The sequence below is a fragment of the Rhodococcus sp. MSC1_016 genome (assembly GCF_023667485.2).
GTDB lineage: Bacteria > Actinomycetota > Actinomycetes > Mycobacteriales > Mycobacteriaceae > Rhodococcus_F > Rhodococcus_F oxybenzonivorans.
The window spans coordinates 474,162-487,928 of the sequence record NZ_JAMOZI020000001.1 but is presented as its reverse complement, the minus strand read 5'-3'; the positions used below and the strand labels follow the sequence as shown (position 1 = coordinate 487,928).

Annotated in this window: 12 protein-coding genes; 3 read left to right on the top strand and 9 right to left on the bottom strand. The window is 67.2% G+C overall.

From position 1 onward, the window contains the following. Positions 1 to 47: 47 nt before the first annotated feature. The 3 genes from L1080_RS02115 to L1080_RS02105 form a co-directional block, all read right to left on the bottom strand. Positions 48 to 2,021 (bottom strand): vWA domain-containing protein, encoded by a 1,974-nt coding sequence (locus L1080_RS02115; RefSeq protein WP_109332690.1) that lies wholly within the window; start codon positions 2,019 to 2,021, stop codon positions 48 to 50. Then, entirely contained in the window at positions 2,021 to 3,406 is a 1,386-nt protein-coding gene (locus L1080_RS02110) for an ATP-binding protein (protein WP_109335301.1), read from the bottom strand. Before L1080_RS02110 ends, L1080_RS02115 begins: the two co-directional genes overlap by 1 nt. Before the next feature lie 77 nt (positions 3,407 to 3,483). Continuing rightward, positions 3,484 to 3,801: a hypothetical protein gene (locus L1080_RS02105; RefSeq protein ID WP_159924927.1), complete on the bottom strand. Its 318-nt coding sequence runs from the start codon at positions 3,799 to 3,801 to the stop codon at positions 3,484 to 3,486. A 264-nt stretch (positions 3,802 to 4,065) separates the two neighbouring features. Here L1080_RS02105 and L1080_RS02100 point away from each other — a divergent pair, with 264 nt between their 5' ends. Then, positions 4,066 to 5,034 carry an alpha/beta hydrolase family protein gene (locus L1080_RS02100; RefSeq protein ID WP_250771876.1) on the top strand — a complete coding sequence of 323 codons (969 nt, stop codon included), beginning with the start codon at positions 4,066 to 4,068 and terminating at the stop codon, positions 5,032 to 5,034. On the opposite strand, the gene L1080_RS02095 is transcribed toward L1080_RS02100, so the two are convergent. Further along, positions 5,035 to 6,258, bottom strand: a complete 1,224-nt coding sequence (locus L1080_RS02095; protein WP_250771879.1) for an N-acetylmuramoyl-L-alanine amidase — start codon at positions 6,256 to 6,258, stop codon at positions 5,035 to 5,037. A 485-nt stretch (positions 6,259 to 6,743) separates the two neighbouring features. Between L1080_RS02095 and L1080_RS02090 the strand changes: the two genes are divergently transcribed. After that, positions 6,744 to 6,977 (top strand): hypothetical protein, encoded by a 234-nt coding sequence (locus tag L1080_RS02090; RefSeq protein WP_159924921.1) that lies wholly within the window; start codon positions 6,744 to 6,746, stop codon positions 6,975 to 6,977. A 55-nt stretch (positions 6,978 to 7,032) separates the two neighbouring features. Here L1080_RS02090 and purH read toward each other — a convergent pair whose 3' ends face one another. From purH to L1080_RS02070, 4 genes are all read right to left on the bottom strand, one after another. Further along, positions 7,033 to 8,589: a bifunctional phosphoribosylaminoimidazolecarboxamide formyltransferase/IMP cyclohydrolase gene (purH, locus tag L1080_RS02085; protein ID WP_159924919.1), complete on the bottom strand. Its 1,557-nt coding sequence runs from the start codon at positions 8,587 to 8,589 to the stop codon at positions 7,033 to 7,035. Continuing rightward, on the bottom strand, positions 8,582 to 9,265 hold the full coding sequence (gene purN, locus L1080_RS02080) for a phosphoribosylglycinamide formyltransferase (RefSeq protein ID WP_250771881.1): 684 nt from the start codon (positions 9,263 to 9,265) through the stop codon (positions 8,582 to 8,584). Before purN ends, purH begins: the two co-directional genes overlap by 8 nt. Before the next feature lie 53 nt (positions 9,266 to 9,318). Then, positions 9,319 to 10,839: a cell division protein PerM gene (locus tag L1080_RS02075; RefSeq protein ID WP_250772070.1), complete on the bottom strand. Its 1,521-nt coding sequence runs from the start codon at positions 10,837 to 10,839 to the stop codon at positions 9,319 to 9,321. Positions 10,840 to 10,953: 114 nt separating this feature from the next. Then, a complete protein-coding gene (locus tag L1080_RS02070; RefSeq protein ID WP_250771883.1) occupies positions 10,954 to 12,045 on the bottom strand; it encodes a DUF5336 domain-containing protein in 1,092 nt (363 codons plus the stop codon). A 126-nt stretch (positions 12,046 to 12,171) separates the two neighbouring features. Here L1080_RS02070 and L1080_RS02065 point away from each other — a divergent pair, with 126 nt between their 5' ends. Then, complete coding sequence (locus L1080_RS02065) at positions 12,172 to 12,798, top strand: IMPACT family protein (RefSeq protein WP_109332699.1); 627 nt, start codon at positions 12,172 to 12,174, stop codon at positions 12,796 to 12,798. A 59-nt stretch (positions 12,799 to 12,857) separates the two neighbouring features. Here L1080_RS02065 and sucD read toward each other — a convergent pair whose 3' ends face one another. After that, positions 12,858 to 13,760 (bottom strand): succinate--CoA ligase subunit alpha, encoded by a 903-nt coding sequence (sucD, locus tag L1080_RS02060; protein ID WP_015889388.1) that lies wholly within the window; start codon positions 13,758 to 13,760, stop codon positions 12,858 to 12,860. Positions 13,761 to 13,767: the final 7 nt, after the last annotated feature.

The window sequence follows — 13,767 nt, the reverse complement described above, 5'->3', positions numbered from 1 at the left end:
GTTAACCGCCCGCGGTTAACAAGTACTCACGGGCGGCGGAGCCGCACTCAGCGCCTGCGCCGCATGAAGTCGCTCACGACAGCCGCGCCGAGACCGTCCAAGCCGGGTGCGACCACCCGTCCCCCGACGCGTTCGGCCATCCGATCCACCACTCGCGCCAGGCCGGGGTCGTCGCCGAGCCGGAAGAAGGTCACACGGGCGCCGAGCCGAGCGAGGGTGTCGAGTTCGCGCACCGTGAGGCCCAGCGTGCGCGCGCTCGGCGGGTAGTCGAAGTACGCGAACCCGTCCGGCTCGAGGTGTGCCGTCGGCTCGCCGTCGGTGACGATCAGAACAACCGGCTGCGCATTCGGGTGCCGACGCAGATGTCGCGCCGCGAGCAACAGCGCATGGTGGAGGTTCGTGCCCTGATCCCAGGCGCCGTCCAAGCCCGCCAGTTCCGACGGCGTCAGCACCTGCGCGTGACGGCCGAACGAGATCAGCTGCAGCTCGTCGCTGCGGAAACGCGTGCTGATCAGATGATTCAGTGCCAGCGCGGTGCGCTTCATGGGCACCCAGCGGCCTTCCATCACCATCGAGAAGGAGGTGTCCACGAGCAGCGCGACCGCCGCCTGCGACCGCTGCTCGGTTTCCATCACCTCCACGTCGGAGACGGACAACCGGACCGGGACGCGGGGGCGATCCGACACCTCGGCCGCCGCCCTCAGCACGGCGTTGGTCATCGTGCGCGTCACGTTCCACGGCTCGGTGTCCCCGAACGCCCATTCCCGGGAGGCTCCCGTCGGCTCACCCATCGCGCCCGCACGCCGGGTTTCCCGCTGTCCCCCACGTGAGGACAGCTGCTGTGCCACATCCCGTAGCGCCGTCTGCCCGAGTTGCCGCATCGCCTTCGGGGACAGCCTCCATTGACCATCGGCACCGCGGTCGAAGAAACCCTGATCCCGCAACGCCTTCTCGAGGTCTGCCAGGGTCCGCGCGTCCGCGGCCGCCTCGTCACCGAGTTGCCGGGCCAGTGCCTCCGCATCGATGTCGTCCAGTGCCGCCCCGGCGTACTGCTGCGACAGCTGTTCGGCGAGCGATTCGAGTTCCGCGATGTCCTGCAGGGCACCGGTCCCCTCGCCGAGTCCCATGCCCTGGTCGCCGCGGAACCGTTGCGAGCCCTGCCAGTCCTCGCCCGGCCGGGCGGCCTGCAAGTGCTGATCGAGCCGATCCAATTGTCCGATCAGGGACGGGTCGCCGAATGCCTGCTGGGCCAGCGCATCCAGTTCGTCGCGTTGTTCCTGCGACAGCGAGTTCCGGAGACGCTGCGCGGCCGCTGCGCGCTGCGCCAGCGAATCGAGCAACTCCTCGACGTTGCGCGGGTTCTCGGGGAAGTACTCGCCGTGCTTGTTCATGAAATCGTCGAACTGTTCCTGCGTGTCCTCACCGCGGGCATGCTTGTCGAGTAGGTCGTTGAGATCGGTGAGCATGTCGCGAATGCGTTCGCGGTCTTCCTCCGTCGCACCTTCGAGGGCCTGTTTCATGCCCGCAAATCGCTGATCGAGCACCTCCCGGCCGAGCAGATCCCGGATCTTCTCGTAGTCTGCGCGCGCCTCGGAGCTACGCCAGTCGTAGTCGGCCAACTCCTGCACGGCCTGCGCCGTCGACGGCGGTAGTTCCGCCAACCGCATTTCCGCGAACCGGGCGTCGTCATCGAGTGCGCGGGCCAGCGCCTTGCGTTCCTCGAGAACGGCGTGGTCGAGGAGCTCCCGCACCTCTTCGAGGGTGCCGCTCAGATTGTTTCGTTTCAGTAGTTCCCGTCTACGCCGATTGGCCTCGGCTGCCAGGTCGTCGAGTCCCCGCATATCGCGATTGCCACGCCGAAGCATCTCCCGCAACGCCTGACGCGGCGAACTGCCCGACAGCACGTCGTCGCCGATCGCGGCCAGGGCTTCCCTCAGGTCGATGGGCGGCGCAAGCGGATCACCGCCTTCGTACGGCCCGTACCGCGCGTTGTGCGACCCGCGCTCCGCCTTGCGGGTCATTACGAATACACCGTCTGGCCGTTGATGTCGGGGTTCTTGGAGATCCGGCGCGCCAGGTACAGCCCCTCGAGCGCGAACTCGGCGGCCGCGGCGCGTTCCCCATCCGATTCGGCGCCGAGCCGCTCGGCCAGTTCGTCCAGGACGTCGAGTTCGGGCAGCTCGTTCAGAAGCACCTTGGCGGTGATTCGCTCACCGGTGACGACGGGCTCACCCTGTTCGACGGCGGCAACCAACGGGGCCAGATCGATGCCGCCGAGCCTCGCCCGCACGGTGTCGGCCGTTGCCCGGCGCAGCAGGTGCTCGAGAACCTCGATCTCCCGCCCTTCCTCACCGGACTCGAATTCGACCTTGCCCCTGAGCACGTCGACGACGGTCTCGAGGTCTACCGGCCGCGCGACCGGGTCCGCCTCGCCGAGAACAGCTCCCCGATGGACCGCCGCGGCACTCACCGTCTCCGCCCCGGCCACCGCGAATCGCGCGGACACACCCGATCGCTGGTCGACCGACGTCGACTCGCGCAGCAGGCGGGTGAAGCGCGCCAGGATTTCGAGCAGATACTCGGGCACCTCGGCGAGGAGATGCGCTTCCTGAAGGATCACCTCGACCTCGTCGTCGAGATGGTTCGGATAGTGGGTGCGGATTTCGGCGCCGAACCGGTCCTTGAGCGGAGTGATGATGCGACCACGGTTGGTGTAGTCCTCCGGGTTCGCACTCGCCACCAGCAGAACATCCAGGGGAAGCCGCAGGGTGTACCCGCGAACCTGGATGTCCCGCTCCTCCATCACGTTGAGCAGCGACACCTGGATGCGCTCGGCGAGGTCGGGGAGTTCGTTGATGGCGACGATGCCGCGGTGAGCACGGGGCACCAATCCGAAATGAATGGTCTCGGGGTCACCGAGGCTGCGGCCTTCCGCCACCTTGACGGGGTCGACGTCGCCGACGAGGTCCGCCACCGAGGTGTCGGGCGTGGCGAGTTTCTCCGAATACCGTTCGCTGCGATGCCGCCACAGAACGGGCAGGGCGTCACCCAGTTCGCGTGCCCGACGGATAGAGGCCGGGGTGATGGGCTCATAGGGATGCTCCCCGAGTTCGGAACCGGCAATCACCGGAGTCCATTCGTCGAGGAGCAGGTTGAGTGTGCGGAGCAGTCGTGTCTTGCCCTGTCCACGTTCGCCGAGGAGCACCACGTCGTGCCCGGCGATCAGGGCACGCTCGAGTTGCGGTGACACCGTCTCCTCGAACCCGACGATGCCGGGCCACGGATCACGTCCGTCACGCAAGGCCGCGAGCAGATTCTCGCGGATTTCTTCCTTGACGGTGCGTTGAACATGGCCCGACTCGCGGAGCTCGCCGAGTGTGGAAGGTCTCTGTTGCGATGACGTCACCACTCCAAGCTACGAGTGTTCGAGACAATCGGCACGCCTTGACGCGGCGAAGCGGCGAGATTTCGTCACACCCCGCGTCACGCGTACGCGGCCGAACCGACCGTCGCCACCCTGTCCAGCGCCTGCCAGGCGACGTCGTAACGCTTGCGTAGCACCTCGTCCGCGTCGGTGAGAAGGGCATCGAGCAGCGACCGCGGATCGTCTCGCCACGACTGGACCGCTTCGGCCACGGCACGGTTCCCGAACAACCCGGTACGGGCCAGGGCGAAGGCCCATTCGTCGACCTCCCCGCGATGAATGCGCTCGACGGCATCGCCGCGGAAGGCACCATCGACGAAATCGAGCGACAACAGGGCGGCGACATACCCACCCGTGTTCAGCTGTACGACGTTCATGGCGTGGCACCTTTCCTGGAGTCGGATCTCGATCCGGCGCAGCGCCGGCGGGATGTGCTGACCTGAACGCTATTCGCCGTTCTTGTGAGGACTGTGTCGCTTCTCTGAGAACTGGGGTCGGCTCCGCCTCACGGAACTGGGGTCGGCTCCGCCTCACGGAACTGGGGTCGGCTCCGCCTCACGGAACTGGGGTCGGCTCCGCCTCACGGAACTCGGTGCGCTTCCGCCTCGCGACCGTTCGTCCGGAACTGGTAGACAGTCCCCATGCCTGACGCCGAGATCACCTTCGAGAGCGGTGCCGTCACCTACTACGGCAGCCTGCGCACCCCCGAGCACACGACCCGGGCGTCCGCACCCGGGGCGCTCCTGCTCGCCGGTAGCGGACCCACCGATCGAAACGGTGACAGCGGCCTCCTCCCCGGCGACATCGGAACCCTCCGCTTCCTCGCCGATCTACTCGAGCAGCACGGCATCGTGAGCCTGCGCTACGACAAAATCGGCAGCGGGAGAACCGCTCTCGGCCCCTATGAGGTGGACGAGATCGGCGACCTCGGATTCACCACGTTCGTCGACGCCGCATCGGCGGGGCTGGACTTCCTCGCGGCGCAACCCGGTGTCGACCCGTCGAGGCTCATCGTCATCGGTCACAGCGACGGCGGACTCGTCGCCTTGGCGCTCGCCACCGCCATCGGCGAGAACCGGGTCCGTGCCGTGGGACTTCTGGAACCGCTCAGTGTCCGCCTCCTCGACCTGCTGACGACCCAGATCTCCGCCCAATTGGACACCGTTGTGGGCGCCGGGCAGTTGCCGGTGGAACTGGCGGACGAACTCCGGCTTGCCCTGGCCGACACCGTCGAGTCGCTCCGCACCGACGGAACGATCCCCGATAACCTGCCCGAGCCACTGCAGAACGCGGGTCTGGTCCACGCCAACGCGAAAGCCCTCGCCGAGGAGGATGCGCTCGACCCTCGCACGCTCGCCGGCCGCCTCCCTTCCGGCTTCCCTGTTCTGACGAGCTGCTCGGCGAAGGACATCCAGGTGCAGGTGGCGGATGTCGATGGACTCGATGCCGCACTGGCGCACACTGCTCTCACGTCGGTGCGCATGGTGAACGCCAGCCATGTCCTCAAGGACGTCGGGAACCGCCCGTCCACAGGCCCCGATTACGTCGAGCCCCTCCCCTATTCGTCGGAGTTCGCCGAGCCGTTCAGCGCCTGGGTGGCCACCCTGTAGTCAGTTCGGCCGGACGTCGTTCAGCATCGCCATCAGTGTCCGGGCCAGGTCGGAGACGAGCCCCAGGTTCTCGTTGTTCACCAGATCCTCGAGACCGTCCACTCCGTCGACCTCGAGAAGCGGTCGCAGCGTCTCGAGCAGCCGCGACAGTTCCGTCGATTCCCCGGCTGGCGCCGGTGCGGACGGCGTCGTGGTCGTCGGTGTCGCGGTCTCGAGTGCATTAGTGGTCGTGGTCGGTGCCGTGGTCGTGGCAGATGCCGAGGTTGTGGCAGCCGTCGTGGTCGTGTCTTGCGCTGCCGCGGCCGATGGCGCCTTCGGTGTCGTGGTGGTGGTCGGCGACCCTGACGACGGGGGCGCAGTGGTGGTGGTCGCGTCCGCTTTGGTGGTCGCGGCGGCCGACTGTACGGCGTCGATTTCGGACCCAACCGACGAACCGGTCAGCAAATACGTGACGATGCCCGTGGTGATCGCGATCGCGTGCTTCAACTGACCGTCGGCACTTTCGAGTTGGGCTGCGTCCTCCGGATGGGAACCGTTACCCATCTCGACGAACACCAGTGGAACCTTCGTGAGCGCCGGTCCCGCCACATCGGCGCGGGTCTGGATGCCGTCGACCACCCCCGCGTAATTGGCAGGGACGAACCCGTCGGCAACATAGGCGTCGCGCATCATTTTCGACGCTTCGAGGCCGCCCCCGGATTGGGCCGCGTTCGCCGCCTCGTCCGGTATCGGCAGGGTCGGGACGATCATGTGGAAGCCGTGTTTCCCGGCGTCCTCACCCGACGCCGTCGAGTCGGCATGAATACTCACGGCCACGTCGGCGTTCGACTCGCTCGCCGCGCGCGCTCGTTCGTCGACGCATCCACCCCAGCCGGTGTCGTTCTGCCTGCTCTGCACCACCGACGCGCCCAAGGTTTCGAGACTGCTCTTCACCAGCTGCGCCACATTCCAGTTGATCGTGTGCTCCGGTACCCCGCCCAATGAGGTCATCCCACTCGTCTGGCAGTCCTTGGTTCCACCTCGGCCGTCGTCGACCTGCCGGGTGAGGTCGTTCCCCTCGGCCGAACCTTGATGACCGGGGTCGAGGAAAACCGTGAGGTCGGCGAGCTCGGTGCCGGTCGCTGTCGGCGCCGGATCCGGCTGCGCCGAGACATGGGCGGGAATGAGTACGGAGGCGCCGAGGACGCAGGCACCGAGGCCGGCCTTGATTGCAGTTCTGTTCATACCGGGGATGGGCGCGCACGTCGCAGTGCGGGCGCCACTCTCCTTCCGCAGGTGCCACACGAGTCACATCAGCCCCGAGTGAAGCAGCTGCAACGAACGAATGTGATGCTCGAAACCGAATCGAGAGCAACCTGTGACCGAAGCGGCGAATCGCGAGAAGGTGAACAGTACGGCAACTCTGCACGAAAGATCGCTGCTGAGCTCGGCAGTGTGCGCGGCGGACCCGATAATGGAAGTGCACAACCCTCGATCGGTGCTGTACGGTCATCGACCAACCAGCAACGTCACGCAGAAAGGTACGGACATGATGCAGCTTCACGCGCTCTTCGCATCCGTACCCGCATGGCGTCACTGCACCGCCGACAAGCACATCTCCAAGTACGGCGCACCCCGAGAATGACGAGAATCCATCCAGTTCTTCTCGGGCACCCAGGGCAAACCCCTCGGGTGCCTTTTCTTTTACCCTTCACCTGCAGGAGCACTCCATGAAACTTCGGATCAACCAACTGTCCACCGAGCCCCCGTATCCAGGCCTGCCCGACGACCTCACCGGATACGCGGTCACGCTCGACCTGTCGCATTGCGACGCCGCACACGAAGCGACCCTCGGTGAGCTGATCAGCGAGATCCGCAGCCGAGGCGCCGCACGCGTGGTCATCACCGGTTCGCCGCGCACACTCGAAGGCACCGGCCGGGGACACGCAGCCGCAGCGGCCTGACAACCACGAACGGGCCACGGCAGGAAGCCGAGGCCCGTTCGCGAAGTGCCGAACGCTAGTGCGCGAAGTGCCGCGCGCCCGTGAGATACATGGTGATACCGGCTTCCTTGGCGGCGTCGATCACCTCGTTGTCGCGGACCGAACCGCCCGGTTGCACCACAGCCTTGACGCCCGCGTTGGCGAGAACCTGCAAGCCGTCCGGGAACGGGAAGAACGCGTCGGACGCACCCACCGACCCGACGACCCGGTCGCCTGCACGCTGCACGGCCAGATGGGCGGAGTCGACACGGTTGACCTGACCCATTCCGACGCCGACCGACGCACCGTCGCTGGCCAGCAGAATGGCATTGGACTTGACGGAACGGCAAGCCCGCCAAGCGAACTCGAGATCCTTCAAGGTCTGCTCGTCGGCAGCGTCCCCGACCGCGAGAGTCCAGTTGGCGGGGTTGTCACCTTCGGCGTCGAGGACGTCCCGTTCCTGGAGCAGCGCTCCCCCCGACACCGGACGCAGCTCGATCCCGGTGGGATTCGGCGCCTTCGCGAGAAGCACGCGAACATTCTTCTTCCGCTGCAGCACACCGAGTGCGCCGTCTGCGTACGACGGCGCGATGATCACCTCGGTGAAGATTTCGGCAACCTGCTCCGCCATCTCCACGGTGACCTCACGGTTGGCGGCAATCACACCGCCGTATGCGCTCACCGGATCACACGCGTGCGCCTTACGGTGCGCCTCGGCGATGTCGCCGCCGACCGCGATGCCACACGGATTCGCGTGCTTGATGATCGCGACCGCGGGATCGCTGAAGTCGTAAGCGGCACGCCAGGCGGCGTCTCCGTCGGTGTAGTTGTTGTACGACATTTCCTTGCCGTGCAGTTGCTCCGCCTGAGCGAGGCCTGCGGAAGCGGCGGGGTTCACGTACAGCGCGGCGGCCTGGTGCGGGTTCTCGCCGTAGCGGAGCACCGCCGAACGGTCCCACGTGGCACCGGCCCACTCGGGGAACTGCGAGTCACCACTGTCGACCAGCGTGGACGTCATCCAGCTCGCCACGGCGACGTCGTACGACGCGGTGTGCTGGAATGCCTGAGCGGCGAGAGCGGTCCGCTCACCGAGCGTGAAACCGCCGCCGTCAACCGCCGCGAGCACGTCCTCGTAACGGGCGGGATCGACGACGACCGCAACCGACGGGTGGTTCTTCGCGGCAGCGCGGACCATCGACGGACCGCCGATGTCGATCTGCTCGACGCACTCGTCGGGAGTTGCACCCGAGGCGACCGTCTGGGTGAACGGGTAGAGATTCACCACCACCAACTGGAACGCCTCGATGCCGAGTTCGTCGAGCTGGGCGAGATGCTCCGGCTTACGGGTGTCGGCGAGAACCCCGGCGTGCACCCGCGGGTGCAGGGTCTTGACCCGTCCTTCGAGGCACTCGGGGAACCCCGTGAGCGCCTCGACCGGCGTCACCGGAATACCGGCGTCGGCAATCTTCGCGGCCGTCGACCCGGTCGACACCAATTCGACACCCGCCTTGTGCAGGCCGGTAGCCAGCTCGACCAGACCGGTCTTGTCGTAGACGCTGACGAGCGCTCGGCGCACAGCCTTGCGTTCACTCACTGGGGATCACGGCCTTTCGTCCATCGGATACAACTCCACGGGTGGCGACAGCGGCGATGACATCCGCCAACAACCGTCGCTCCACAGTCTTGATTCGCTCGTGCAGGGTCGACTCGTCGTCGCCGTCGAGCACGGGCACGGGTTCCTGCGCGAGGATCGGGCCGGTGTCGACACCGGCGTCCACCAGGTGCACCGTCGACCCCGACACCTTGACGCCGTACGCCAGCGCATCGGGCACGGCGTGCGCACCGGGGAAGGCGGGCAGCAGCGCGGGGTGGGTATTGATGATGCGGCCACCGAACCGGTCGAGGAAGGCCGGGCCGAGAATCTTCATGAAGCCCGCCGACACCACCAGCGACGGCTCGTGCGCCGCGACAGCCTCGGTGAGTGCCTTGTCCCACGACGCACGGTCCGGGTGGTCGCGCAGGCTCACGCGAAAGTAAGGAATTCCGGCGGCCTCTGCGTGGCGGATCGCGTCACAGTTCCGGTCGACACCGACCGCCACGACGTCAGCGGGGTATCCGCCGGTTCGGGAGGAGTCGATCAGCGACCTCAGCAGGGTGCCGGCACCGGATGCGAGTACGACGACCCGGGCCGGTGCCGTCGATGACGTCCCGGTCGCCGCCGTCGGCCTCAGGTGGTCACGCGAGGAAGTCAGCGCTCTACTCCTGAACAATCGAAAGGCTGGTGAAATCGAACGGGCGGTCGCATCGTCGACCGAGCAAGAGCCTAGTCGCTGGGGGTTGCGGACCCTCGGGGCAGGTCGCCTTCAGCTCCGTGATCCGCTTCGCCGGACGCATCCGATCCCGTAGTCGCCGGGTCTTCCTCCACCTCGGCGTCCACCACGACCTCGGCCTGGGCCTCGTCGTCCTCGGGTGCCGCGGCGCCTGCCGGTGTCTCCGGATCCTCGACGAGCTCCGCGTCGATGACCCTGCCCGGAGCTTTACCCGCCGGAATGGGAGATGCATCGGGAACGGGAGCGGCGATGGCGGGCACCTCTTCCTCGCCCGGGAGATGGGGTTCATCCTCGTCGGTCGAGGCCTCGTCCGCGTCGTCGTCAGCGCCCCGCCCGCGGAACCACGCGATGACGACCGCGGTGATCGCTCCGACGAATCCCAGCCAGGCGAATGTCAGTCCGCCGAACACCCACCACGTGATCCGGACGGTGCCGAAGGCCCCCAGCTCACCGCCGGCGACCAGACCGAGAATGGCGGCCACCACACCCACACCCGCGGCCGCGGCCACCACCGTGAACAGAGCTTCCTGCCCGGCCACGCGCCGCCCGGAGTCGCGGCCGAGCATGACACCGATCAGCAGGGGAATTATCAGCAGAGCGGGCCAGGCACCGCCCGCGGCGCCGTCCGGAACGGCGCCGAGTACCGGCAACGGAGGCAGTGAGCCGCCCACATTCCCGAACACACTCACCGTCACGTCCCCGATGTCCGCCGTGCCGCCCATCGCGGCGGCCGCCGCACCGATCACGACGTTGGGCAGGTACAGCACCGAGAGCACGGTCAGCCCGAGGAGGCCCACCACACCGTCGCCCCGCTCGAGCAGCCCACCGACCGTCGACCACGCCACCAGCAACGACACGGTGACCAGAGCGGCACCTGCACCGATAATCGCCGTGAATGCGCGCAGTCCCGGCCGCACCGCGTTCCGCGCCCATGCCGGAAGATCCGCAGACCACGTCGGCCACATCGTGACCGCAACCCCGAGCCCGGCGGCCAGCAGGTGCACGAACAACACCCAGCCGAACGCGGCGAGAGTATTCGGTGGCCACAACGCGATGACCGCCGATGCGTCCGCGATTACCGCCAGGCTGATCGCGGTGATGACCAAGGGGCCGCCCACCGCGGCTCCCACGACTCGGAGAACCCGGCGGCGCGACGACGCCACGTCGACGGCCCCGGCGCACCCGCGGGCGACAGCCCATACCATGCCCAGGGTCGGAATCAACGGAAGGACACCGAGCTCGGTGCCGTCGATGGTGACCGGAACCTGGTGAATCGCCAGCCACGACGCAGCGATCGCGCCGAACGTCCCGGTCAGGTCGCTGTTCGCGGCGACGAGCGTGACCACGACCAACGCCGACAGCAGAACGATCGTCACCGCCGCCAGCCGGAACGCCACCGCCAGCAACGCCCACGCCTCGTCGGGGTCCGGCACCCGGGCCTGCGGACCCCGCCCAGTTTCAGCGGATCGCCGCTCATCACCTCGTGCGGCCCTGCGCTGAACACGATCAACCAAAGAACTCATCCCCTCGAGAGTGGCACCTCGGCGCCACGACCGCAGTCAGGCGCGCCGCACAGAAGTGGCCTCCGACCATGGGCGGTCGAAGGCCATCTGCTTGGTTCTGTCCCGTTACTTGTCGTCCCGGTCGGAACGGGTGTCGAAGGCCTGGGTCTGTGCACCCTGGCCCTCGGACTCGGACGACTCACCCGTGTCGGCATGCTGCGACTCGGAACGCGACTGCTCGCCGTACTCCAGGGTGCGCTCCACCGGCGACGATCCGGACTGCGCGCCGTAGGCCGGGGCGGCGTGCTGGGCCGAACCGTAACTGGTGCCCGCCGGTCCCGTCGGGTACTGCGAGGCGGGGGTTGCGCCCGGCTGCGAATACCCCTGGTACTGCGGCTGCTGATATGCGGTCGTCGGAGCGTCGTACGGCGCCGACCCTGCCCCATAGCCCTGCTGCTGCCCGTAGGACTGACCGTAACCGGACTGGCCTGGCGAAGACTGCGTCTGGCCGGGCTGTTGCTGGCCGGGCTGTTGCTGACCGGGCTGGCCCTGCGGGCCGAAGCCCTGCTGGCCGTACGGAGACTGGCCCGACTGCCCGTATCCCGGCTGCGGCTGACCGCCCTGCGGACCGAAGCCCTGCGGACCGCTGTACCCCTGTGAAGGCTGCTGACCGTAGCCCTGCGACGGCTGCCCGTAGGACTGTTGCCCGCCCTGGCCGTAGCCGCCCTGCCCGGACTGGCCGAAAGCACCAGCGGCCGAAGGACTGCGGACCGGCTGCTTCACGATGCCGATGTCGAACAGCAGCGCAGCGACCGCCAGTGCCGACTGGATGAATCCCAGCACAAGGATCAAGATGGCGCCCCAACCCGAATCGGCGTCGAAGTTGAGGAAGATGAGCAGGGCGAGAACCCAGCCGGAGATGGACGCCGCCGCCGCGGCACCCGCATAGTTCTGTTTGGGGAGAAGGGATACCGCAGCCAGCAGACCGCCGAGGAACAGCAGCCCGAGACCGTGTGACCCCGCCTCGAAGGAATTGAGCGGTTCGCTGACGACGGTGACGTACGGGGCGAACCCGAACAGCAGGTTCAGCAACCCGAGAACGGCGACACCGATCAGGAGGAAGAAGCCCAGGCCTTTGGAATTTCCCCCTGCATTCTCCTGCGCTGCATTCTGTTGCGCGGGCGGACCGTAGCTCGGTCCGCCGGGCGGGAACGTCATGACTTCTCCTCGTCGACAAGTGGTCGTCTGCGTGCGCTCTTCCGACGCTAGCCTACGTATACCCGTGGGTCACTGCCCTCGGTAGCGGCCCACACCGCCGGGAACGGCGCGGGAGACAATGGGTCGATGCCGTACACGCTCGCTCCCCGCGCTACCGATCTCACCGTCGAAACGGAGATCAAGCATTCCCGCTTCATCGCGGCCCTGCGGCGAGTGGAGGATGCAGAATCGGCACAGGATTTCGTGCAGTCGCAGCGCCGCGCGTATCCCGATGCGCGGCATCATTGTTCCGCCTACATTGTCGGGAACGGACCCAGTGAACGGCTCGAGCGTTCGAGTGACGACGGAGAACCCGGCGGAACGGCGGGGATACCCATGCTGCAGGTCCTGCGGACACGGGACCTCGTCGACGTCGCAGTGGTGGTCACGCGATATTTCGGCGGAATCAAACTGGGGGCGGGCGGACTGGTCCGCGCGTATTCGGGCGCGGTGGCCGCGGCGATCGACGCCTCACGCCTCGTGGCACGGGAGCGTCGACAACTTCACACGCTGGCAACTCGTCATGCCGACGCAGGTCGGGTGGAGTCGGAACTGCGGATGCGCGGAGTGGTGGTCGTGGAGACGACGTACGGCGAAGAGGCGGTACTCACGCTCGCGGCCCGCGATTCGGAGGACTTGGCGAATCTGGTCGCGGAAGTCACGGCAGGCGCGGGAACACTTCATCCGGCCGGGGAGATCTGGATAGACGCCTAGCCGCCCGTGCGCCTTTTTGGTAGTTGGAGCTACCAAAAAGGCGCACGGGCGCGGAGCGCCTAGGCCTGGACGGTCAGGCTCTGCAGGATCTCGCGAGCGAGCGCAGCGGTCTCGGACGGCGTCTTGCCGACCTTGACGCCGGCCGCCTCGAGGGCGTCCTTCTTGGCCTGCGCGGTTCCCGAGGAGCCGGAGACGATGGCGCCGGCGTGGCCCATGGTCTTGCCCTCGGGAGCGGTGAAGCCGGCGACGTAGCCGACGACCGGCTTGGTCACGTTCGCCTTGATGTAGTCGGCGGCACGCTCTTCGGCGTCGCCACCGATCTCACCGATCATGACGATGACCTTGGTCTCGGGGTCCTTCTCGAACGCCTCGATGGCGTCGATGTGGGTGGTTCCGATGACCGGGTCGCCGCCGATGCCGATGGCGGTGGAGAAACCGAAGTCACGCAGCTCGAACATCATCTGGTAGGTCAACGTGCCCGACTTGGAAACGAGACCGATGGGGCCGCTGCCCGCGATGTTGGCGGGGGTGATGCCGACCAGCGACTCGCCCGGGGTGATGATGCCGGGGCAGTTCGGGCCGATGATGCGGGTCTTGTTGCCCTTGGAGACGTTGTACGCCCAGGCGTACGCCGAATCCTGCACGGGGATGCCCTCGGTGATGACCACGAGGAGCGGGATCTCCGCGTCGATGGCCTCGACGATGGCGTCCTTGGCGAAGGCCGGCGGAACGAACGCGATCGAGACGTCCGCACCGGTCTTCTCGATGGCCTCGGCGACGGTGCCGAAGACGGGGAGCTCGACGCCGCCGTCATGGGTGACGGTGGTGCCGGCCTTGCGGGCGTTGACGCCGCCGACGACCTGAGTACCGGCCTTGAGCATCAGCGCGGTGTGCTTGGTGCCCTCGCCGCCGGTGATGCCCTGGACGATGACCTTGGAGTCCTTGGTCAGGAAGATAGCCATGTTGTTT

Excerpts from the sequence above, each read along its gene's own strand:
- L1080_RS02090 (WP_159924921.1), top strand. The coding sequence starts at position 6,744 with ATGAAACTTCGGATCAACCAACTGTCCACCGAGCCCCCGTATCCAGGC.
- L1080_RS02070 (WP_250771883.1), bottom strand. The coding sequence starts at position 12,045 with ATGACGTTCCCGCCCGGCGGACCGAGCTACGGTCCGCCCGCGCAACAG.
- L1080_RS02100 (WP_250771876.1), top strand. The coding sequence starts at position 4,066 with ATGCCTGACGCCGAGATCACCTTCGAGAGCGGTGCCGTCACCTACTAC.
- L1080_RS02095 (WP_250771879.1), bottom strand. The coding sequence starts at position 6,258 with ATGAACAGAACTGCAATCAAGGCCGGCCTCGGTGCCTGCGTCCTCGGC.
- sucD (WP_015889388.1), bottom strand. The coding sequence starts at position 13,760 with ATGGCTATCTTCCTGACCAAGGACTCCAAGGTCATCGTCCAGGGCATC.
- L1080_RS02105 (WP_159924927.1), bottom strand. The coding sequence starts at position 3,801 with ATGAACGTCGTACAGCTGAACACGGGTGGGTATGTCGCCGCCCTGTTG.
- L1080_RS02065 (WP_109332699.1), top strand. The coding sequence starts at position 12,172 with ATGCCGTACACGCTCGCTCCCCGCGCTACCGATCTCACCGTCGAAACG.
- L1080_RS02115 (WP_109332690.1), bottom strand. The coding sequence starts at position 2,021 with ATGACCCGCAAGGCGGAGCGCGGGTCGCACAACGCGCGGTACGGGCCG.